Here is a 21752-nt window from a genome sequence, read left to right as displayed (position 1 = left end):
ATGGATATAAAAATTAGAGCATATAAAAAAGAAGACGAAATAGGCTGGGTACGTTGCCGTGCGTTATCGTTTTTAGATACAGCATATTATGATAACGTATTTAGAGAGAAAGAAAAATATGAAAATCCTGCTATTGAATTAGTAGCTGTACACGAAAATCAAATAGTGGGTTTGATAGATATTGAATACGAATTAGAAGAACGTACTGTTTGCTCAAGAGGAACTGGTCTTGGCGGTATGATTTGGCATATTGCAGTTCATCCAGATTTCCGTAGAATGAAAATTGGTGATCAACTATTACATGAAGCAGAAAAGATAGCTAAAGAACTTAAGCTAAATCGACTGGAAGCATGGACTAGGGACGATCTATGGGTACATGGATGGTATGAAAAGAACGAATTTGTAAACGTAGATTCATATTTACATGTTTATTCCGATCATACAGACGAAATAAAAGGTGTAATAAATAGTAATATAAAACAGTTATATCCGGTTCAAACATTTGCTCATTACACAGGTGAAAATAAAGAAGAGATAAGGCAAAAGTTTAAACGGGTTCATGATTGTATCTGCTTTGAAAAATATTTTAGTTAATGCGTGATAAGCAATAAATTAAAAACCTTCGTTAAATTTACAAAATGAAGGTTTTCTTTAATGGACTGTAATTCTATACAGATAAAAATCAAATTATACGCACGTAAATTTTTCAGTTGAATATTTAAGTTGTAATTCGTATGGTTATATATAAAAATGATGATATACAGTTTTGATATTGATCTGAAGGGATGTGTTAGCAGTTTGTATATGATCAGCGGTAGTGTGTTTATTGTTTTGGGAGTTATCTGTTATTTGATTGTACGAAGTATTTTAATTGGGATGAAAAATAAAAAGCATGTAAATTGGTGGAAAGAATTAATTAGTTTTCTATTTGTAGTATACATTTGTATGCTTGTTGCAGTAACTTTATTCCCTTTACCAATTGGCTTTCCTTCTAGGATTGAAAATCTTAGTCGTTCAGTCAATATTATCCCCTTTGCATCAATTATTAAAGATATTGGTCAAATAGGGAGTGCTTATGATGGTGATGTCCTATTTATGACTAGTTTAATCGTAAGGAATGTAGGCGGGAATATTTTATTATTAATGCCTTTAGGATTTTTAGCACCAATAATATGGGATACATGTAAAAAGAGCAAAAATATAATTTTATTAGGTTTTGTTATATCAGTTTGTATTGAATTATTACAATTAATTGAGTCGTTATTTAGTGGATGGGGTCGCATTACTGATATTGATGATGTAACCTGTAATGTTCTAGGTTCTATTCTTGGATTTATTATTTATAAAATGGCTTTAAAAATAGCTGCTAAATTTAACATTCAAGTATTAGATAAGGCTAATTCTAAAGGTGTAGAATCTATTGATAACTAAAAGTTTAAACGAGTTCATGGATATACTTGTTTTGAATAAAGGTATTAAAAGGCGTACGAGTAAAAAGTACGTCTTTGGACTTTTATAAATAATGCTTAAGACTGATGAAAGATTACATTCCATATTTTACAATTAAAAGTGGCTATTGCATTTCAAGTATGGAATAAAGAAAGGAGAATATAATTTTTAAAGGGAAACGTGTAAATAGGGGGAATTTAATTGGATATTATCGTTGTTATTCTTATTATCGTTTTAATGCAAGGTAAAGAACGTAAAGTGAAAATTAATCGTATTTGGCTAGTTCCAGCTTTATTGTGCTATGTAACAGTTCAGTCCATTGTTCATATGGAACAAGTAACTTTATTGCAAGGACTTCTCTTCGTTGCAATGCTTGGAATTGGATTGGCCCTGGGGATTATTAGGGGGAAAGCTTTAACATTTCGGTTAGATAGTGAAACAGGTCATGTATTACGAAAAGGAAATTGGTTAAGTACCATTATTCTCCTTGTTATTTTAGGTGCAAAAATCGTGATTAAGCAAAGTATGTTTTCTGGCAGTACGCATTCTACATTAATGGTTGTAACGAATGCTTTTTTATGTATTACATTAGGTACCGTGATTAGTAGACGTTATTATATTTGGAAAAAATATAATGAATTAACACAAAAGGTATAAAAATATTCATCCCTTGTTTATCAATACTGTGAACGGTAATACTAAATAACATTGAATTTTTACAACAAGGGATGATAATATGATATTTATTTACACAGATTTCGGCGGAACACATACAACATCACTAGCTGCAGCGTATCATTTGAATAAATTACCAACTGATCGTAAGTTAACGAAAGAAGAAATTTTGAATGTAGATTATTTCAATAAATTAAAAACAGAAGATATGGGGAAAATTATTTTTCATGGAATAGACGAAAATGGTAATCCTGTTTATACGATTGGATGCGGCGCATCAAAAGTTGTTGTACCTGCGATGAAACATTTAGGAGAGATTCTACAAAAACATTATCAAAGTCATGAAAAGATTATTTTTTCTAATACATCACCAACAGTGCCTTTACCAATGACTTTCGGTGGTCTGTTTTCTAGAAGGTTCCACATTGACTTTATCGGAGTACCGTTACTTGTATGGGGAGCAAAAATTTGCTGTGATAACATACAAAGGCTTGTTAATTATACGAAAGAAGCTGGCCGATTGACGAATGATTATGTTGTAATTTTAGATAATGAAACTTTTAAATAATGTATTATTAGGGGGAAATCGGGGAAATATCCTGATTTTCTTTTTTATTTGTGAATTAGACAAACAATATTCACATTTATCATATATCTACTATAGCCAAAATATTAAAGTCCTGTTACTATTACAGGGGATATTCTCTTTTCATAAGATAAATATATAGAAAAGTCAGAAAAGAGGAATTGAATAAGGGAGGAACAACATGAAGCGTGTTGCTTGGATTACTGATAGTACAACTGCGAGTTTTACAACAGAAGGAGATAACTTTGTTATCCCAATTGAAGTTATTATCGATGGAGTGTCGTATAAAGATTGTGAAGAAGGAATTCATGAACGTCTTTATGAAGCGTTAAATGATGGAAGAACGGTTACTACTTCACAACCTAACATAGGGGAAATGGTAGAGTTATTTACGAAATGCAAAGAAGAATATGAAGAAGGCTTTGCAGTTGCTATTAGCGGAAAAGTAAGTGGGACCTATCAAAATATGAAGCTAGCTGCTGATATGGCAGGTTTCCCTTTAACTATATTAGATAGTGAAACGACAAGTTATCCAATGGATGAACTTATGAGAAAAGCTAAAACGTTATACAATGATGGTATGACTTTACAAGATATACACAAAACATTAGTAGATGAAAAAAGAAGACCTTTTTATGTATTTCCAAAGAGCTTAAAAGGTTTATATGCAAGTGGTCGTGTAAAGGGAGTTCAATTCTTACTTGGAAGTTTATTAAGTGTCAACTTAATCTTAGAAGTAAAAGGCGGAGAACTTTTACTTGAAAAGAAAGTGCGTAAAATTCAAAAATGTAGAGAATACATTAAAAATGAGCTTGAAAAAGAATTACCAAAAGTACTTCATATGTTCTATGCTAACGATAAAGATGGAGCTGAAGAATGGATTTCAGATATTAAACAAGCATTTCCTGAAATGGATTTCAAACTGTATCCATTACCAATTTCATTTGCTGTTCATGCAGGTGAAGGTACAATAGCAATTAGTTATTAAAAGGAAAACCCGTGAATAATTCGCGGGTTTTTTTATTATATAAAATCTTAATTACATCAACCTCATATCATAAATAATAATGTATAGATAAAAGGATTTTCTCCTTTTAAAAAAGAAGTATGTATAAACAAAAATTATAATGGTAGTGATATTATGAAAATCGGAAAGTTTGGAGAAAAAAATAATATAAGCATAGATACAATTAGACATTATATGGATCTCGGACTAATTATTCCTGAAAAGAAGGGTGGCCACTATTTTTTTGATGAATATTGTCAAAAAGATGTAGAGCTTATATTAGAGTACAAATGGCTAGGTTTTAGCTTGAATGAAATTAAAGAACTTTTTCTTTATAAAAATTTAGGCCAATCCTTAGATTACGAAAATGATACTTTTTATCAATCTTTATTTAAAGTGAAATATGAAAAAATTGAACAAGAAATAAAAACTTTAGAGGAACGAAAAGACAAATTAAAGGAAGCGTTAAATAATTTATCAATAGCAACTGAAACTTCGAATTCGATTTTAGGGATAGATTTAAAAGTACTTCATTTATTTAAATGTTTTAAGTGTAACGGAAATTTAATTCTTGAAGATGGTATTATCAATAAGAACCAAATTGTTGAGGGAAAGTTAATTTGTAATTGTGGTGAGGAATACGCGATTATTTCCGGGATTTTAACAGCTGGAAAATTATTTGAGGCGTATGAAAGGACATCACTTGAAGAGTCTATTTCAGATTATATCCATGAAACTGATACCACCTTTTTGGAGAATATACAAAGAGGCGGCGAATGGGCAAAAAAGAAATTAATACAGCTAGATTTAAATAACAAGATATTACTTGATTTAGGATCGGGTCTGGGGTTCTTTTTACGAAATGTTTATGAAGAATTACCGGAAGATTGTTTATACATTGCTGTTGATCGAGATTTGAATAAACTTTTACTTTTAAAAGATGTAATTGAAAGAATAAATGTGAAAAGAAATATTGTATTTATCTGTGCCGATTTTCTAAACATACCTATTCAGAGTTATTCTGTTGATATTGTAATTGATCAATCAGGTACAAGTAATTATAGTTTTGAACATGAGGAGTTTTTATTGCACGAATTAAATTCCCTTTTTAAACCCGATTGTTATTTATTAAGTTCATTTATTTTATTTAATAAATTCAGCATAAATAGCCAAATTGCACCTAGACTCCGAGATAATTTTACATCTACAAAAGTTAAGGGGAAAATCCAAAATCTACAGTTTCAATCCATTGATGAAAGAACTTCAAATTATTTGGACCGAGGCGGAAAATACGAGGATTTCTTTGTTCAAGGAGAAGAAATTTATACATATTCGTTTTTCGGAAAAAGATGGGGTTAACCCCATCTTTTTTAATTTTTCTTTTAAAAGTTTTGAATACTAGAATATTGATATTGGGTTGACCCGAGAACTTACACTGTACGTAATACAAAGTTCAGTGGGAGGGAAGAGTTATGGGGAGTTTACGATTACATTTAGAAAATAAAAAAAGCAATCAAGAACTAAGAAATATTTGCCTCTATTCAATTGCGAAAACAGTATCTATATTTGGTAGCTCTATTTATAGTTTCGCATTAGGATTATATGTTTTACAAATAACTGGGTCAGCGTTAAATTTCGCGATTTCGCTCATATTAGGATCTATTCCTATGATTGTTATGAATCCATTTGCCGGCGTAATCGCAGATAAGGTTGATAAAAAGAAACTGGTTGTTTGTATGGATCTACTAAATGGAGGCTTATTAATTGCTGTTTATATAGTAAGCAGCAATTACGGATTAAACTTATTCATTATTTATGCTACTACCTTTCTTATGTCGGTATTTACAACATTTTTTTCAATAGGATTTGAAGCTGCAAAACCAAATATCGTCTCTAAAGAGAGGCTTATGAGTATTAACTCTATAAGTAAAATTATCGATTCTGTATCTTTAATTATCGGTCCTATGTTAGGTGGCATCGTTTTTGCAGTCTTTGATATTAAAACTTTTATAATTATAAACGGTATTTCATTTATTCTTTCGAGCATATCAATACTATTTATTCATTTTCAACTGTTCGAGTTCAACATAAATGAGGCATGTTCAAAAAGAGGAATTAATTTTATTACAGATATAAAAGAGGGGTTTTCTTACTTAATTGAAAAGGAAAGTTTAAAGAATACGTTTAGTATTTTAATTTCACTTAATTTCTTCTTAGGATTTGCTGTAACTGTTCCATTACCATACATTATAAATACGGTTCTAAATCTAAGTTCCAAGCAATTTGGTATCATTCAAGGGACTTTTCCAGTAGGGATGATCGTTGGTGCAATTTTTGTAAAAAAGATAACTGATCGTTTTTCTTACTCTTATCTTTTGAAAAAGCTAAGTTTTATGTTGGCAGTTTTTATGATTATTTCAGGAATTCCAGTTTTATTCAAAAGTTTTGAAGTAAATGATTCTGTATACGTTATTACGTATTGTGTTGTTATGTTCTTTTTAGGGCTTATTATAGCGCTAATTGATATTCCTTTAATTTATTTCATGCAAAAAGAGATTCCGGATAAATATAGGGGAAGAGTGCTTAGTATTGGATTAAGTTTAGGGAAAATGATGCAGCCAATAGCACTCGCAATATCAGGTATATTATTAAACTATATTCCAGCCTATACTATTCCAATTGTAGGAGGAATCTTATATTTAATATTGAATAAGGTTTCTTCAAATCGTTTAATATTAGAAGTTCATTCGAAAGATTATAGTGCTTAGTAGTTTCTTAGATTATTTATAAAATGGGTACTGTCACATTACCATCCAGCTAAGAAAAGCAAATACCCAAAACGAAAAAACAAACTAAATTCCTATGGACAACTATGAAAAGATTAAATTTTCGTTTTGGGGATACTTCGAAATTTTAGGTTGATTGGTATGGATGCACCGCTAAATACATTAAGAAAATTTAACTATTTTGATTGACCTTCCCCTTACAGGAAACAGTATATTTGAAGTAATTAATAACAGGAGGTGATTATTATGCTTTCAATTGGGGAGTTTTCAAAAATATCACATCTCACAATGAAGACGCTGCGCTACTATGATGAAATTGGACTTTTAAAGCCGGATTTCATAGACGCTAAAAATGGCTATCGCTACTATAATATTTCTCAATTAGAAACAGCTTTATTGATTACACGATTAAAAACCTATTTATTTTCACTGGAAGAGATTAAAGATCTTTTAACAAATTGGGAGAATACTGAGTTTCTTAACTCTAAAATGAAAGTCAAACAAGAAAATCTAACACAACAAATAACATTTTATTCTTCTTTATTAAAAAAGTTAACGCTTGATATTCAACAATTAGATGAAGAGGAAAGTATCATGGGTTACTTAAATCATATTGAGATTAATCTTGTAAATCACTTAACCTATAATATATTATCTCAGCGAAAACAAATGAATACCGCTGATTTTTTAACGCATTTTAATGAGTTGTTTAGTAAAATTTCATTTGAAAATTTATTACCTATTGCAAAACCACTTGCTATATTCCATAGTTCAGAATATGTACCTGAAAATTATGATGTAGAAATTGCGATTCCTCTTGCAGAGGCCACAAATAAAACAAAAGTGTTTAATCCCGGCCTTTGCGCAATGGCTACACTTATTGGATCTTACGAAGAATTGCCTTCTATTCATACAAAGCTACATGTTTGGGTTAAAGGAAATAACTATAAACTGAATGGCGCTCCGTTTGAAGTTTATAAAACGAATCCTTATAGCACACGGGAGGAGAAAAATATCATAGAAGTATATTTTCCCATAAAATGAATAAATAAAGGGGCGTATCACAATGTATGGTATAAACCGGCCAACGATAAAAGAAAAAAACTTGATTTTAGTTGCTGAGATTATCTATTTAATCATCGCGTATTATTTACTTTTCATTACTCATGCCAAATCAGGCGTTTCACTAGGACTTTTTATTGCTTTAATTATTACAGCTTTACGATTAACAGCTATGATGTTTATTTGGTTACCTAGAGGGATTGCATGGCAAGAAGCAATTATGAACAGTATTGCTTTTGGGATTTATTATTTAGGTTTCCCCATTTTAATGATTACTAGTAAACAGGATCCCAACTTAATAGTGCTTGTTATAGGGTGGGTATTGTTTTTAGGAGGGAGTATATTAAACACAGTTTCAGAGTTACTTAGAAAACCTTTTAAAGACAATCCTGCAAATCAAGGTAAGCTATATACAGGCGGTTTATTTAAATATGCAATTCATATTAATTATCTTGGGGATTGCCTTTGGGTATTAGGCTTAGCGCTAATCTCTAACAATATTTATAGTTTGCTAATACCTCTAGGCCTATTCATAGTATTTGTTTTTGACTATATTCCCAAATCTGATGATTACTTACAGAATAAGTACGGAGAACAATTTACAGTATATAAACAGAAAACCAAAAAACTAATACCGTTTATTTGGTAAATTAATTTCATAAATTATAAAAAGCGCAGGATCACCATCCTGCGCTTTTCTATCGTAATTCAGCTGTTTTTCTAATAACAATCTTATCAATATCATCCTCTTCATCACCAATAAATAATCCGCGTTCTTTTAAATATGTTTCAAAGTATAAATCGGCTTCAGCTCGTTCATCGTATGGCTTTACAGATAGAACGAAACCTAATTTATTTTGCTCTTCTAAATGAGAAGTAGAGATGTATGCCGGTACATTATGTCGTAAAAAGAGCTCTTTAACCGGAATGATCATATCTTTCATTAACTTCGTTAACATACCCATTTCAAACTCAAAATTAAAGCGATCTATACTAGATAAATCCGCGAACACTACACCAATAAAACCTGTATTAAATACTTCTTGATATTCTACTTCTTCGTTACCGTAAAAATTCTTTTCAATTAAATAATTTATAAAATAAGAAACACCATCACTTTGTTCAAAAGGTTTTGTTGAAAGAACGAAGCCGATTTTCTTTTGTTTATGTAAATACACACATGACATGTATGCAGCGATATTATGTTCTTTAAATAATGCACTCGTTGCTCCAGATAGACCATCTAATACGTGATGAACAATTTGAAGTTTTTTACGAGCGAAATAATAGGATTTCTTTTGTAACTCCAATGTATCAATAAAGACAGAGCCGATAAAGCCTGTATTTGAAATAATAGGTGTTTGCTTTTTTCTTCCTCTGCGCTTTGCTTGAGTCATTGTTAAAATCATCCCTTCATGTACAATCAAAATAAAAAGAACGTTTGTTCGTATATTTATATTTTACTATTAAAACGCTCTAAAGTAAAGGGTTTTTGATGAAAAAACAACAAAAAAGACACCTGTAAAAGGTGCCTTAAACGCTGTAGGGAAGAGGGTTCATCCCAACTATTTATATTATGATACAGAAACAATCTCTTCTGTATCTTCTACATCTAAATGACAGTCCATAGTACGAACATCTTGATCCTCATGACTTCCGAAATAAATAGTAATTTTCATATGTATCGCTCCTTTATTCTAGGAATACCTAAAATAATTACTAGTAATGTTAATATTTATTATATACCACTTTTTTCATTCCGACAACGTTATATCATTTTTAATTCTTTTAGGGCGCAAAGAGTGATTTATAGAGATATTTTTATAGAAATAGGTACATTTCTTATATGTTATATTTAATACTGAAGGATTCGAATACGAATTTTTATGAAAGGAGCAAAATTAATGAATTATAAACAGTTACTAATAGATAATTTCACATATAAAACCTCATATATTGCGCGGCAGGTACATGGAATGGATGTAAAAGAAACGAAGGATTACATTACTGTCGACTGCGGATTACCTGCAGATACATTTAATATTATTACACTACTAAATAGTAATGTAACGGAAGGGATCGAGAAATTATATAAGGAGGTAGAATGCTATAATCAAAAAAAATTTCCAATGAGTGTTTGGTTTTGGGATGATAAGCAAGAACAGACTATAAAAAGCGAATTAATCAAACTTGGTTTAAAAGAAGCAGAACAGAATATCGCGATGGTAGCAGACTTAAGAAAAATTCATCCAACAATAGACATTCCAGTAGGTTTTACAATACAAAATGCAACATCGCCAGAACAAATACAACAATTTGGCGAAACGTTAGCAGCTTTATTCGGTACATCAACAGAAGGTACTCAAGTTCAAGCATACTATAATCAAATTGCTTCTTTAGATTTATGGAATAGTGATGCCATGAAACTATACTTAGGCCTTTATAAAGGGAAGGTAGTATCTGTTGGCTCTCTAGTTTGTACGGAAGATAGCGTTGGTATTTATGATATAGCGACTAAAGAAGATATGAGAGGAAAAGGATTTGGTTCTATTATGTTCAATTTCCTGCTGCAAGAAGCAAAACAACTAAAAAATAATTATTGCGTATTACAAGCTTCACCTGATGGAAAAAACATTTATAAAAAATCTGGCTTTCAAGCCGCAGGACAAATTACAGTTTTTGAAAATCGACATTTAATTGAATAATTCATCCAAATTAAATCGCTTTAAATATAGGAGTAAACATACCATTATGAAGAAAATATCTATAATTACAATCATCTGTTTCTTTATTGTAATTAGCACTTTTGTTTTTCAGCAAGTAAATGAACAAAAATATACAAAAGCCATTAATCAATCAAATCATATTAAAAATATTGCGCATAGAGGGGCTTCTGCATATGCACCGGAACATACATTAGAAGCGTATCAATTAGGACAGCAATTAAAAGGTGACTATATAGAAATAGATCTCCAAATGACAAAAGACGGACATTTAGTAGCTATGCATGATGAAACATTAAACCGTACAACAAACGGTTCTGATTTTGTAAAAGATCATACATTAGATGAAATAAAACAACTGAATGCAGGTTCTTTTTTCAATAAAAAGTATCCAAAGTTAGCAAAGAAAGAATTTGAAAATGCTAAAGTTCCAACACTAGAAGAAATTATTGAAACGTTTGGACATAATGCTAATTATTATATCGAAACAAAATCACCAGATGAATATCCTGGAATGGAAGAAAATTTATTAGAAATTATAAATCTCTATCAAATAAGTGATAAAGTTATTATCCAATCATTTAGTGAAGAAAGTCTACGAAAGATTCATAGTTTAAATGCCAATATACCGTTAGTACAATTATTATCATATAAAAAAGCAGTTCAATTAACAGATTTAGAAATAAAAAACTATAAAACATACTGCATTGGCCTAGGCATGAACTATAAGTATATTGATGCAGTCTATGTAAAAAACATAAAGAAACATGGCTTAGAAATTCATCCATTTACAGTAGATAATGAAAAAGATATGGAGAAGTTACTAAAATGGGGTGTAGACGGGATGTTTACTAATTATCCGGATCGTTTGCATTCAATATCGTCTTAAAAAAATCATAAATAAAAAGAATCCGAGCATTATGGGATTCTTTTTATTTTCACTTTCTGGTTATCCTTATAATAATAAGATGTTCCATTCTATTTTTACAAAATAAATTAGAAGGTAATTAAACTGTAATTAATTTTACCTTTGTTTTTTATACCTTTTTGATACACTAGATACAAGAGGAATGCCAATTAGGGTAGGTAAGAACCAAAAACATATTGGTGGTAGTAAATTTATAATAGGAATATACATCCCAATGTTCACTAAAAGTGCGGTCACTGCACCAATGTATGAGCCTAACATACCTCTAATATGATGTCCTAGCCAATTTTTCCATCGCTGTTTTCTTGCGAGATATCCGTAAATCGCAAATGAATAGGAGATAATTGCTACATAAAATAAATATGCGATTTTATCCCAATTTAATATGGACAATATAATTGCAGTAATGGTTATAACAACATAGGATGCATGATATATTTCGCCCCATTCTGTATGCTTTCCTTTCTTTTTTTGAGCAAGCATCGCTACGATACCAGTGATTAAGCATATTGTTCCAAATAAAATGTGTATGGTTAAAATCACGTTAAAAATGCTCATAAAAATTCCTCCTTTTTTATTTTTATAGTATTGCAGTATAGGAGAAAAGTTGAAAAACATTGTTAGTTTGGCTTAATATATTGAAATATAGGTACTCTTAGAACAAAACGAAAAGATTAAATTTTTTCTCAAATTTAGTGCGACGAGTATTACGTTAAATGAAGGAGAGACTTTTATGTTTACATCTATCACATACTTACAATCTGGGAACGATAAACAACAAAAAGTTTACGAAGTTATTAATAAACTAAACATAATGGAGGATTTAGCTTTATATAGCCCTGTACTTTGCGGGACAATCCCTATTAGAATTGATACCCTTCATTCTGACTTAGACATTGTAATGGAAGTACATAATTATGATTTTTTTGAACAGGAAATTAGATCATTGTATGGCTCATACGAAGAATTTGAAATAAAAAAGAAAAACATTAAAAATCTCTTAACAATAAAGGTGAATTTTCAATTTGAAGGTTTTGAATTTGAATTATTTGCTCAACCGCAGCCAGTACGTAACCAAAATGCATATAAACATATGATAGTGGAGCACATGCTATTAATGCAGCACCCACACATTAGAGAAGAAGTAATTGAATTAAAAGAACAAGGCGTAAAAACAGAACCGGCTTTTGCACAAGTATTAAAAATTGACGGAGATCCTTATGAAGAACTTATTTTATTAGGACAGGAAATGAGATTGTGGTAAATAAGGTACACAAAAAATCCTCTTTATATAAAAGAGGATTTTTATTATGCCATTAACTTACGAATCAAATTACTTAATATATAAATACCTTGAGCAATTTGTTCAGTGGAAGCATATCCATACGATAAGCGTATACACTGATCCGATTCTTCTTCATAAATACGTCCTGGGTTTAAAAGTACTCCCTTTGATAAGGCCTCTGAAAACAGTTTTTTCATTGGAATGTTAGGTACAACCGTTAGCCATATAAAAAATCCACCACTTGGGATATCCCATGTAGCAATATCTGCACAATACTTGTCTAAAGCTTGTAACATCATTCGTCTGCGCTCTTTTAGGTGGATCCTTACGTTCGCAACGTGTTCTTCATAAAAGCCTTTACTTAACCATTCCGCAGCAACTCTTTGAGATAAAGAACTCGATCCATAGTCTGTTTGCATTTTTATGTCTGATAATCTATCAATAACTGGCTCTGGTCCGATAATCCAACCAATTCTAAGTCCTGGACTAAGCGTTTTAGAGAGACTACCAATATATAATACATGTCCATGTTTATCCATTGATTTTAACGGAGGTGGAGGTAGTTCATCAATCCATAACTCACGATAAATATCATCTTCAATGATAGGCAATTGTTCTTTTTCGCAAATTTTTAGTATTTCTTTTCGACGCTCTTTGGACATTAATGCACCCGTTGGATTTTGAAAACAAGGAATCGAATATAAAATATTTTTCTTTTGACTATAATTAATTCGTCTTATCAAATCATTAGGAAAAATACCATGATGATCCATCTGTATTCCAGAAAGGTGAATATTAGCCGATTGAAATACATGTAGCGAATATAAGTAAGATGGTTGTTCAAGTAAAACAGTTGATTCTCTATGTAAGAGACCAATTGATATTAATTGTAATGCTTGCAATGCACCAGAGACTATTAATACAGAACTTGGAGATGTATTTATTCCGAATGATTTTACATAATTACTTATCGCTTCACGTAAAGGGAAATATCCTTTTTGTTCCTCGTATCCGAAATAATCTAGCTCCTCACATACGTTTCCCATAATGAATTTCATGGTTTCTAACGGGAAAAGATGAGGTGCAAGTTCTCCTTTACTAAGATGAATGAATTTTTTATTTGCTTCTGCTTCATTAATTTCTCGAACCATTAATTTACTCGGTTTATGAATACCAGCTTTCACATATTCACTCCAATCAGGCGGGGGATTAGTCGCTAATAATGACCATGTATTATTCATTACAATTGTTCCCGCCCCAATTTTCCCTTGAATTAAACCATCTGCCATAAGTTCTTCTAGTGCAGTTATTACAGTACTACGATTGACATGAAATAATTTCGCTAACTGCCGCTGACTAGGAATCTTACTTCCAATTGTCCATTCTCCGTTTTCAATTTTTTCTTTCATATAGTCTATTATTTGTCGATATTTTGGCGGTCTTTTATCGGTAGACATATTAAAAAACTCCCTCATTCATTTTAAAAATACAAAGTGGTTGGTTTTTTCGAGGAATAACTGGTTGAAGACATTGTATCAACTATTAAATATGATGAAAAGAAATAATTGGTAATTAAAAAATGGCTGGTTTATTGGAGAGGGAGAAAAAATATGCAGAATAAAAAATGGAATTCTCGTATTGTATGTGCTCATGCTTTTACAATTCTTATATGGGGGACAGCTTTTCCAGGAATTCGTATGGGCCTTGAAGCTTACACGCCTGAACACCTCACATTGCTACGATTATTAATAGCTTCTTTGATTCTTCTACTGTTTTCGTTTATATACAAATTACGTTTACCTGACTTAAAAGACATTCCAGTAATTTTTATATTTGGCGCTCTAGGATTTACTATTTATCATATTGCGCTGAACTACGGTGAAAAGAATGTAAATGCTGGACCTGCTAGTTTAATTGTATCTGTAACACCTATATTAACTGCAATTCTTGCTTCTGTTTTTTTAAATGAAAAAATGAAATTAAATGGGTGGATCGGTGGTGTAATTAGTTTAGTAGGAATTACTTTTTTATCATTAAATCAAGGAGATTCCATTCAATTGAATAGTGGGGTATTCCTAATATTATTAGCGGCATTTTCAGAAAGCCTATTTTTCGTTTTCCAAAAGTCGTACTTGAAAAAGTATGGTTTCTTGCCATTTACAATATATACAATTTGGTCTGGTACTGTATGTATGCTTATTTTTTTACCTGGGATTTATGAAGAAATCGTAGCAGCTCCTATAGAAATCACTTTGAGCGTTATATATTTAGGTGTGTTTCCGACAGTCCTTCCGTACATTGCATTAGCATATATTACATCCTATGCCGGTGCATCTGAGGCAACAAGCTCTCTATATTTAACACCAGTAACTGCATGCTTTATCGCTTGGGTATGGTTAGGTGAGGTGCCAAGCTTTGTTTCGATAATTGGAGGGATAATTACTATACTTGGAGTTGTGATTGCTCATTTAACATTTAAAAAAGATAATTATAAGCAAATCGAGAGCGAAAAAGTATGGTAAGACTTTTCTGCGAGTAGTTGCAATTTGAAAGTAACAATATTGAACTAATATAGGGGGGTTAATATAGATATAATGGAAAATATCTATATTAAAATGTAATAGTCCAGCATTTGTACGGAATTCAATTATACTGTTAGATGATTACCAGAGTAAGAACTAGTATAATACTAGTTCTTTTTATCGACACACTACTCACTATTAATATTTGCTTAGAATTGTATAGATTTAAATTTTTTCCACATATACATAATTATCTTACCTATGAAAGGGGAACGTTTCTTGAAGAAAGTTTTATTTTTCGGAGACCCAGGTATTGATGATTCATTTGCAATTATGTACGGATTACTACATCCTGAAATTGAAATTGTTGGTATCGTAACTGGATATGGAAATGTTGAACATATACATGCCGCTCATAACGCAGCTTATATTTTACAATTAGCAAACAGACAAGATATTCCTGTAATTAGCGGGGCAACAAAGCCACTTACAAATGAAATTACAACGTATTACCCTGAAATTCATGGGCCAGAAGGATTAGGACCCATACATGTACCGGAAAGTGTGTTATCTATTCCGATATACAATTTTGGTAGTATTGCGGCGATTCTTGTAAAGTATGGAGAAGATTTAACAATTGTCGATGTAGGAAGATCTACCTCGTTAGCAATTGCGTTTAATTTATGGAATGACTTGATGTTAAATGTAAAAGGAATTTGTTTTATGGGTGGTGTCTTTTTAGAAGCAGGGAATGTTACTCCATTAGCAGAGGCAAACGTGTACGGAGATCCTATAGCAAGTCAAATTGTATTTCAGCAAGCGAAAAATTTAACGTTATTCCCTTTAAATGTAACAAATAAAACAGTTTTAACCCCAAATGTATTTACTTATATTTTAGCTAATACAAAAAATTCATTTAAGCCAATTATGAAACCAATGTACGATTATTATTTATCAGCATACCAAAAGCTCAATCCATCTATTGAAGGGCCATTATTACACGATGTACTTGCTATAAGCGGTTTGGTGAATCCTACATTTTTAAATTATACATCCCGAAAAGTGACTGTAGATATATGCGGCGAAACGAAGGGACAAACTTTTGCTGATTTTCGCCCACACTCTAAATCTGAAGGGGCGCGTATAGCGTTACAATTAGATGAGGAAAAATTTATTCAGGATTTTATGAAAATCATGTTATAAGTTGATGTCGAAAAAGGGAATCATTTCACACCGTTGAATATAAAAGATAAATTCTCTTTTTAAAGGAGCTTAATATAATGAACGTCCAATTAAAAATTGTTACGAGAGAAAATTGGGAAGATGCATTAAAGTTACAAGTTAAAGAAAGTCAATTGCAATTTGTTCCGGCAGTGGCAGTATCACTTGCTAAAGTATACATAAAACCAGATGGTGAAAATGTCGAATATATTCCACTCGCTATATATGATGGTGACCTTATAGTCGGTTTTATTATGCATGCTTTTGTACGTGGGTCAACAGATATGTATTGGATTAACGGATTTATCGTTGATGAAAAAGAGCAAGGAAAAGGATATGGAAAAGCAGCATTACAGGAAATCATTAACTTAATAAAAAATAACTTTAAAGAGTGTGAGGAAATTAGATTAACTGTCCATAAAGATAATATTTCTGCAAAGAAACTATATGAATGTTATGGTTTTAAACCATTAGGAAATGTATATGACGGTGAGGAAGTATATCGCTTATTGTTGTTGAATTAAAGATGTGCGATTTTCAATAAAGTTATATCGTGTATTTATAGTGAAAAGGTGAAGAACATCTAGAATTGAAAGATCGATTAAGAAACTGATTAGAAACAATAAGTTGTTTCGTTAAAGGGCCCTATTGCGGAGAATTGGTTTTACTAATCCATATAAATTATCGCAAACTGAATTCACGCAATTATTTAAACATTTTATTATAAAACAGTATTTATATATACTTAAACTATCATTAATAAAAACATCAATGGAGGAACTATTATGGAAGAGAGCAATAAAAAAGAGTTGTCACTAGAGCAACGTGAAGAATTAATACAAACATTGAAAGATCGTTTTGAGAATAACATGAATCGTCATAAAGGGCTAGAATGGGCTAATGTTCAATCAAATTTGGATGCTAATACTGAAAAGTTGTGGTCGCTCAATGAAATGGAAAAAACTGGCGGAGAACCTGATGTTGTTGATTTTGATAAAGAAAAAGGCGAATACATTTTTTATGATTGTTCAGCAGAAAGTCCTAAAGGCCGTAGAAGTGTTTGTTATGACCTTGAAGCGCTAGAATCAAGAAAGAAACATAAACCAGAAAATAACGCTTTCGATATGGCAACTACTATGGGCATTGAACTATTAACGGAAGAAGAATATCGGGCGTTGCAAAATATTGGGAATTTCGATTTGAAGACATCGAGTTGGGTGCAAACACCTTCTGATATTAGAGAACTTGGCGGTGCCCTTTTTTGCGATTATCGCTTTGGACACGTCTTTGTGTATCACAATGGGGCAGAATCTTACTATGCCGCAAGAGGCTTTCGTGGTTCGTTAAGAGTCTAAAATTTGTACAGGCAGGTAAATTTGAAATAGAGAATAGATTTGCTTAGGGAAAAGTAGTGATTGCATACTTTAGCTACGGCTTCGATTTTGAGGCCGCAAAGAATAGGGCTAATCAAACCTTATTGTAAAAGAATGAATCAACTAAAAATATTAAGAGTATGTTTCGATGATTTATTTTCATAAACATACTCTTTTTTAGAATCGTTTATCAAGATTATTAGTTTCAATTAAATTGTAAACGAGAACATGTAAAATGTTATCTTCCAGTTATTAATAATGTTCATCCATATGAAGCACCTATGATTTATATTATCCCGCTTTTAAATGACAATTTTTGAGCAAGTATAAAGTGAATGATTAGGAGGAATACAAAATGAAAAGTAAATTCCATCATATTGTACGAGCTATCATGATAAAAGATGAAAAATTACTAGTTGCTGAATACATAGGACATCACTATTTTTTACCCGGTGGCCATGTTGAGATTGGGGAATCAGCAGAGAATGCACTAATAAGAGAGTTACGCGAAGAACTTGGAGTAACATGCAGTATAAAACAATTTTTAGGCGTCATAGAAAATAAATGGCAAGCTAAAGAAAACCTCCACCATGAAATTAACCACATTTTTGAAATAGATTCAAATGAGTTAAAATCAGATTTTACTCCAATATCTAAAGAGTCCCATTTAGCATTTCACTGGATTGATTTTACTAAAGAAAATATAAACTCCTATACAATAATGCCGACACCTTCAGTAAAAGAATTACTAGAAAGAAAATTAAGTGATGAACTATTAAATTGCTGGATTAGTAACTTTTAAATGTCTCTATTTATATTAATTACGTCCACTATAAAAATATAAAGAAAATAGGCTAATAAACAAGGTACATCACCTAATGTAAAGTCATATTTTGTTGATGTACGCATTTAGTCTATAGTCTTATTTCTACTTTATTTTTAAAAGGAAATAAACTTAAAGATATGGACGGAATTTACATTTGTAAATGGAGGGTTTCATAATGAATGAATTTCAACAAGAACTACAAGCGTTAAATCTTAATGCTTATCAACCTGGTAATGTTGTGTATTGGGATCAGCAACAAAATCAATATCCATATTATTACACCCAAGACGATGCACGTCGTTGTGGCGGATGCGGTGGACGTTGTGGTGGCTGTGGTGGTCGCTGTGGTGGTTGTGGCGGCGGACGTTGTGGTGGTTGTGTAGGGTGTGTTGGTTGTGTTGGTTGTTTCAGCTGTTCTAATTGCTGGAACTGGTGGATTATTTAAGTACAGAATAATATTTCACATGAAAGAAAAGTGTAAATACCAGTTTATGTTGTATTAACGCTTTTCTTTCATGCTGTCATTTTTTCGTTTTCATTTTAGGGGGAATTTATTTGTACAAATATGAGAAATTAATTTCATGGGTAGAAAATATTAAAGAGACAAATCAAAGTTCTGCGGCAGCACTTTGTATTATGAAAGATAATAAGATTGTGCTAGAGCATTATAGTGGAACGCATTCAAATACTCCTACTAGCAAAAAAGTAAACATATCTTCACAGTTCAATGTCGCTTCCGCAAGAAAAAGCTATTTAGGATTAATGGTTGCTTATGCAGTTTATGAGGGGAAAATAAAATCTCTTGATGACGAGGCAGTAAATTATTTTAAAAAACATGATCCTTCATTACTCGGTAAGACAACGATAAGACACTTAGTAACCCATTCACACGGTTTAAATGAAACCGATGAGGGGACAGTTTTTCGTGAATTTGAGCCGGGACAAGCTTGGGCGTACAGAGATATTAATGTAAGAATGGTGACGCAGCTTATTTATCAGCTGTATAATAAGAGTTTTCCTGAATTGTTAAAGGAGCGTGTATTCCTACCTGCCAACTTCAATGAAACTGGATGGAGAATAGAACATGATGAAAATTTAGTTAAGGTTATTGTAAATCCAACTGAAGATGCTATAGAAAGTGTCGGTGCAGTAGATGACGGCTCCGAGAAAAATTTGTTTGTCTCTGCGAGAGAATTTGCATACTGGGGGAACCTGCATTTAAATAACGGGTTCTTGAATAGTAAACAAATTGTGCCAAAAGAAGTTATAGAACTTGCTACAAGCATACAAAATCCAGCGTATAAAAATAAAGAACTACCTCAAAACGGGTTGTTTTGGTTCATTCAAAATGAACCTGCTTTACTTAGCGAACTTGGTGAGCGAGTTCCGAAAGGTTCTTATCAAATATTAGGAATTACAGGACCCACGATATTAGTCATTCCAGAATATAATGTCGTCGTTGCTAAAATGTACAATAAAAGATACAACTATGGTGGAGACAATTATTTATATTATTTACGTGAATTTAGCAATTTAGTCGCAGATACATTTAATAGCAGTATAAATAATACGATTAGGGCATAACTACTCCTATAATAAAAAGGAGTGAAATATAATGAAAAATGAAGTGAATAAAAATAAAAATAAAAAACAAAATATAAAGGATGTAAACACAGAACAAAATGCGATTTATAGCGATCCGAAAGATGCAGCAAATATGCAAACTGTACCGCAGCCGAAAGACTTCGAGGAAATCGAATATTAATTTTCTCTCCGACTTATTTATGAAAGAAAAATACGTCTTAAGTCTCATCACTTTCAGCAAATTATTTGATAACATATGTACATAAGCATTTGAAAATGTCTTATCTTAACAAAGCTTTCTTTAAATACATCTGTATATAACCTACAAAGAGGCACTTCTTGATGAAGTGTCTTTTTGTGTAAACTAACTTAATTTCCATTTTCCGTACGGTATCGTGCAATTTATCATGGATATACTAATTGTGAAAATTCATGTCATGATAAAAAAAGGGGACAGTTAGTATGAAACAATCATCTATAAATCCGTTGCTAATTGTTCTAGGTACAATCATCGTTCAAATTGGCCTAGGAACAATTTACACATGGAGTTTATTTAACCAACCCCTTGTAAGTAAGTTTGGATGGAACCTCAATTCAGTCGCGATTACTTTCTCAATTACGAGTTTTTCTTTATCATTCTCGACTCTATTTGCAGGAAAGCTACAACAAAAATTTGGACTCCGTAAACTTATCGCTACTGCAGGAATTGTTTTAGGACTCGGTTTAATACTTAGTTCACAAGTTTCTTCATTACCATTACTTTATTTATTAGCCGGTGTTGTCGTTGGATATGCTGATGGAACAGCATATATTACCTCACTATCTAATTTAATTAAATGGTTTCCAAACCGTAAAGGACTTATTTCTGGTATATCTGTTTCGGCATATGGAATGGGAAGCTTAATCTTTAGATATATAAACGGAAATCTTATCAACAGTCTTGGGGTATCACAAGCATTTTTATATTGGGGTATTATCGTCTTACTTTTAGTGGTGATAGGATCATTCTTCTTACGTGAAGCAACTGTAAGTAACACTGTAACTGAAACATTACACAATGATTATACGCCGCGTGAAATGATGAAAACAAAACAAGTATATCTCTTATTTTTCATGTTATTTACATCATGTATGGGCGGTCTGTATTTAATCGGTATGGTAAAAGACATTGGGGTGCAGCTCGTTGGTCTTAGTGCAGCGACTGCCGCAAATGCCGTCGCAATGATTGCAATCTTTAATACAATAGGTAGAATTATTCTTGGAACGTTATCAGATAAAATAGGCCGATTAAAAATCGTCTCTGCTACATTTATTATTATTGGATTGTCCGTCTTTACTTTAAGTTTTATTCCACTAAATTACGGGATTTATTTTGCTTGTGTAGCAAGTGTTGCCTTTTGCTTTGGTGGTAATATCACTATATTCCCTGCCATTGTCGGGGATTTCTTCGGATTAAAAAACCATAGTACAAACTACGGGATTGTTTACCAAGGTTTCGGATTTGGTGCACTTGCAGGATCATTCATTGGAGCACTACTTGGCGGATTTCAACCAACCTTCATTACAATCGGTGTTCTATGTGTAATATCTTTCGTTATCTCTATAATAATCCGTCCTCCAAATGCAGAAAAGGAGAAGGAAATAAAATCGTTAAATCGAAAAATAGCTTAATGCTAAGAAAGAGTCCTTATGCTAGGGCTCTTTTTAAAAGATTATTTTTACATTA

24 protein-coding genes and 1 pseudogene are annotated in these 21752 nt (G+C 31.8%); 22 read left to right on the top strand and 3 right to left on the bottom strand.

Annotation, left to right across the window (positions count from 1 at the left end):
- The 9 genes from LUS72_RS13265 to LUS72_RS13225 all read left to right on the top strand — a co-directional run bounded on the left by LUS72_RS13265 (position 1) and on the right by LUS72_RS13225 (position 8213).
- On the top strand, positions 1 to 594 hold the full coding sequence (locus LUS72_RS13265; RefSeq protein ID WP_097829301.1) for a GNAT family N-acetyltransferase: 594 nt from the start codon (positions 1 to 3) through the stop codon (positions 592 to 594).
- Positions 595 to 798: 204 nt separating this feature from the next.
- Positions 799 to 1431: a VanZ family protein gene (locus LUS72_RS13260; protein WP_141533397.1), complete on the top strand. Its 633-nt coding sequence runs from the start codon at positions 799 to 801 to the stop codon at positions 1429 to 1431.
- A 219-nt stretch (positions 1432 to 1650) separates the two neighbouring features.
- Entirely contained in the window at positions 1651 to 2106 is a 456-nt protein-coding gene (locus tag LUS72_RS13255; protein WP_097829300.1) for a CcdC protein domain-containing protein, read from the top strand.
- Positions 2107 to 2185: 79 nt separating this feature from the next.
- A complete protein-coding gene (locus LUS72_RS13250) occupies positions 2186 to 2692 on the top strand; it encodes a DUF3189 family protein (RefSeq protein ID WP_097829299.1) in 507 nt (168 codons plus the stop codon).
- A 199-nt stretch (positions 2693 to 2891) separates the two neighbouring features.
- On the top strand, positions 2892 to 3698 hold the full coding sequence (locus LUS72_RS13245) for a DegV family protein (protein ID WP_071746066.1): 807 nt from the start codon (positions 2892 to 2894) through the stop codon (positions 3696 to 3698).
- Between the two features lie 153 nt (positions 3699 to 3851).
- On the top strand, positions 3852 to 5075 hold the full coding sequence (locus LUS72_RS13240) for a methyltransferase domain-containing protein (protein WP_097829298.1): 1224 nt from the start codon (positions 3852 to 3854) through the stop codon (positions 5073 to 5075).
- 113 nt (positions 5076 to 5188) lie between these two features.
- Positions 5189 to 6484: an MFS transporter gene (locus LUS72_RS13235; RefSeq protein WP_264449029.1), complete on the top strand. Its 1296-nt coding sequence runs from the start codon at positions 5189 to 5191 to the stop codon at positions 6482 to 6484.
- A 264-nt stretch (positions 6485 to 6748) separates the two neighbouring features.
- A complete protein-coding gene (locus tag LUS72_RS13230; RefSeq protein ID WP_264449028.1) occupies positions 6749 to 7546 on the top strand; it encodes a MerR family transcriptional regulator in 798 nt (265 codons plus the stop codon).
- Between the two features lie 22 nt (positions 7547 to 7568).
- On the top strand, positions 7569 to 8213 hold the full coding sequence (locus tag LUS72_RS13225; protein WP_264449027.1) for a methyltransferase family protein: 645 nt from the start codon (positions 7569 to 7571) through the stop codon (positions 8211 to 8213).
- Positions 8214 to 8262: 49 nt separating this feature from the next.
- Here LUS72_RS13225 and LUS72_RS13220 read toward each other — a convergent pair whose 3' ends face one another.
- Positions 8263 to 8961: a hypothetical protein gene (locus LUS72_RS13220; RefSeq protein WP_060751184.1), complete on the bottom strand. Its 699-nt coding sequence runs from the start codon at positions 8959 to 8961 to the stop codon at positions 8263 to 8265.
- A gap of 507 nt (positions 8962 to 9468) precedes the next feature.
- On the opposite strand from LUS72_RS13220, the gene LUS72_RS13215 reads away from it, so the two are divergent.
- On the top strand, positions 9469 to 10269 hold the full coding sequence (locus tag LUS72_RS13215; protein WP_097829294.1) for a GNAT family N-acetyltransferase: 801 nt from the start codon (positions 9469 to 9471) through the stop codon (positions 10267 to 10269).
- 46 nt (positions 10270 to 10315) lie between these two features.
- The gene (locus LUS72_RS13210; protein ID WP_097829293.1) at positions 10316 to 11176 is read left to right on the top strand and encodes a glycerophosphodiester phosphodiesterase; all 861 of its coding nucleotides are present in this window, start codon (positions 10316 to 10318) and stop codon (positions 11174 to 11176) included.
- Between the two features lie 135 nt (positions 11177 to 11311).
- Here LUS72_RS13210 and LUS72_RS13205 read toward each other — a convergent pair whose 3' ends face one another.
- A complete protein-coding gene (locus LUS72_RS13205) occupies positions 11312 to 11773 on the bottom strand; it encodes a DUF2306 domain-containing protein (RefSeq protein ID WP_097829292.1) in 462 nt (153 codons plus the stop codon).
- A gap of 175 nt (positions 11774 to 11948) precedes the next feature.
- Between LUS72_RS13205 and LUS72_RS13200 the strand changes: the two genes are divergently transcribed.
- The gene (locus tag LUS72_RS13200) at positions 11949 to 12479 is read left to right on the top strand and encodes a DUF4269 domain-containing protein (protein WP_097829291.1); all 531 of its coding nucleotides are present in this window, start codon (positions 11949 to 11951) and stop codon (positions 12477 to 12479) included.
- A gap of 44 nt (positions 12480 to 12523) precedes the next feature.
- On the opposite strand, the gene LUS72_RS13195 is transcribed toward LUS72_RS13200, so the two are convergent.
- Positions 12524 to 13957: a MocR-like pyridoxine biosynthesis transcription factor PdxR gene (locus tag LUS72_RS13195; RefSeq protein WP_212936714.1), complete on the bottom strand. Its 1434-nt coding sequence runs from the start codon at positions 13955 to 13957 to the stop codon at positions 12524 to 12526.
- 153 nt (positions 13958 to 14110) lie between these two features.
- Between LUS72_RS13195 and LUS72_RS13190 the strand changes: the two genes are divergently transcribed.
- From LUS72_RS13190 to LUS72_RS13145, 10 genes and pseudogenes are all read left to right on the top strand, one after another.
- Positions 14111 to 15022 (top strand): DMT family transporter, encoded by a 912-nt coding sequence (locus LUS72_RS13190; RefSeq protein ID WP_264449026.1) that lies wholly within the window; start codon positions 14111 to 14113, stop codon positions 15020 to 15022.
- 279 nt (positions 15023 to 15301) lie between these two features.
- Positions 15302 to 16225 (top strand): nucleoside hydrolase, encoded by a 924-nt coding sequence (locus LUS72_RS13185; RefSeq protein ID WP_097829288.1) that lies wholly within the window; start codon positions 15302 to 15304, stop codon positions 16223 to 16225.
- A 77-nt stretch (positions 16226 to 16302) separates the two neighbouring features.
- A complete protein-coding gene (locus tag LUS72_RS13180) occupies positions 16303 to 16767 on the top strand; it encodes a GNAT family N-acetyltransferase (RefSeq protein ID WP_097829287.1) in 465 nt (154 codons plus the stop codon).
- A 261-nt stretch (positions 16768 to 17028) separates the two neighbouring features.
- A complete protein-coding gene (locus tag LUS72_RS13175; RefSeq protein WP_264449025.1) occupies positions 17029 to 17598 on the top strand; it encodes a DUF4256 domain-containing protein in 570 nt (189 codons plus the stop codon).
- Positions 17599 to 17822: 224 nt separating this feature from the next.
- Positions 17823 to 17936, top strand: a pseudogene (locus tag LUS72_RS13170) (cytochrome C biogenesis protein); the annotation flags it as partial.
- Between the two features lie 35 nt (positions 17937 to 17971).
- Complete coding sequence (locus tag LUS72_RS13165) at positions 17972 to 18418, top strand: NUDIX domain-containing protein (RefSeq protein WP_264449024.1); 447 nt, start codon at positions 17972 to 17974, stop codon at positions 18416 to 18418.
- Between the two features lie 199 nt (positions 18419 to 18617).
- Entirely contained in the window at positions 18618 to 18887 is a 270-nt protein-coding gene (locus tag LUS72_RS13160; RefSeq protein ID WP_097829284.1) for a heterocycloanthracin/sonorensin family bacteriocin, read from the top strand.
- Positions 18888 to 18997: 110 nt separating this feature from the next.
- Positions 18998 to 20026, top strand: a complete 1029-nt coding sequence (locus LUS72_RS13155) for a serine hydrolase domain-containing protein (RefSeq protein ID WP_097829283.1) — start codon at positions 18998 to 19000, stop codon at positions 20024 to 20026.
- A gap of 31 nt (positions 20027 to 20057) precedes the next feature.
- Positions 20058 to 20207 (top strand): hypothetical protein, encoded by a 150-nt coding sequence (locus LUS72_RS13150; protein ID WP_097829282.1) that lies wholly within the window; start codon positions 20058 to 20060, stop codon positions 20205 to 20207.
- Between the two features lie 281 nt (positions 20208 to 20488).
- The gene (locus tag LUS72_RS13145) at positions 20489 to 21697 is read left to right on the top strand and encodes an L-lactate MFS transporter (protein WP_097829281.1); all 1209 of its coding nucleotides are present in this window, start codon (positions 20489 to 20491) and stop codon (positions 21695 to 21697) included.
- Positions 21698 to 21752: the final 55 nt, after the last annotated feature.

The sequence above is a fragment of the Bacillus cereus genome (assembly GCF_025917685.1).
Lineage (GTDB): Bacteria > Bacillota > Bacilli > Bacillales > Bacillaceae_G > Bacillus_A > Bacillus_A cereus_AT.
Note: the sequence above shows the minus strand (reverse complement) of the source record. Positions and strands in the feature narration are given on the sequence as shown.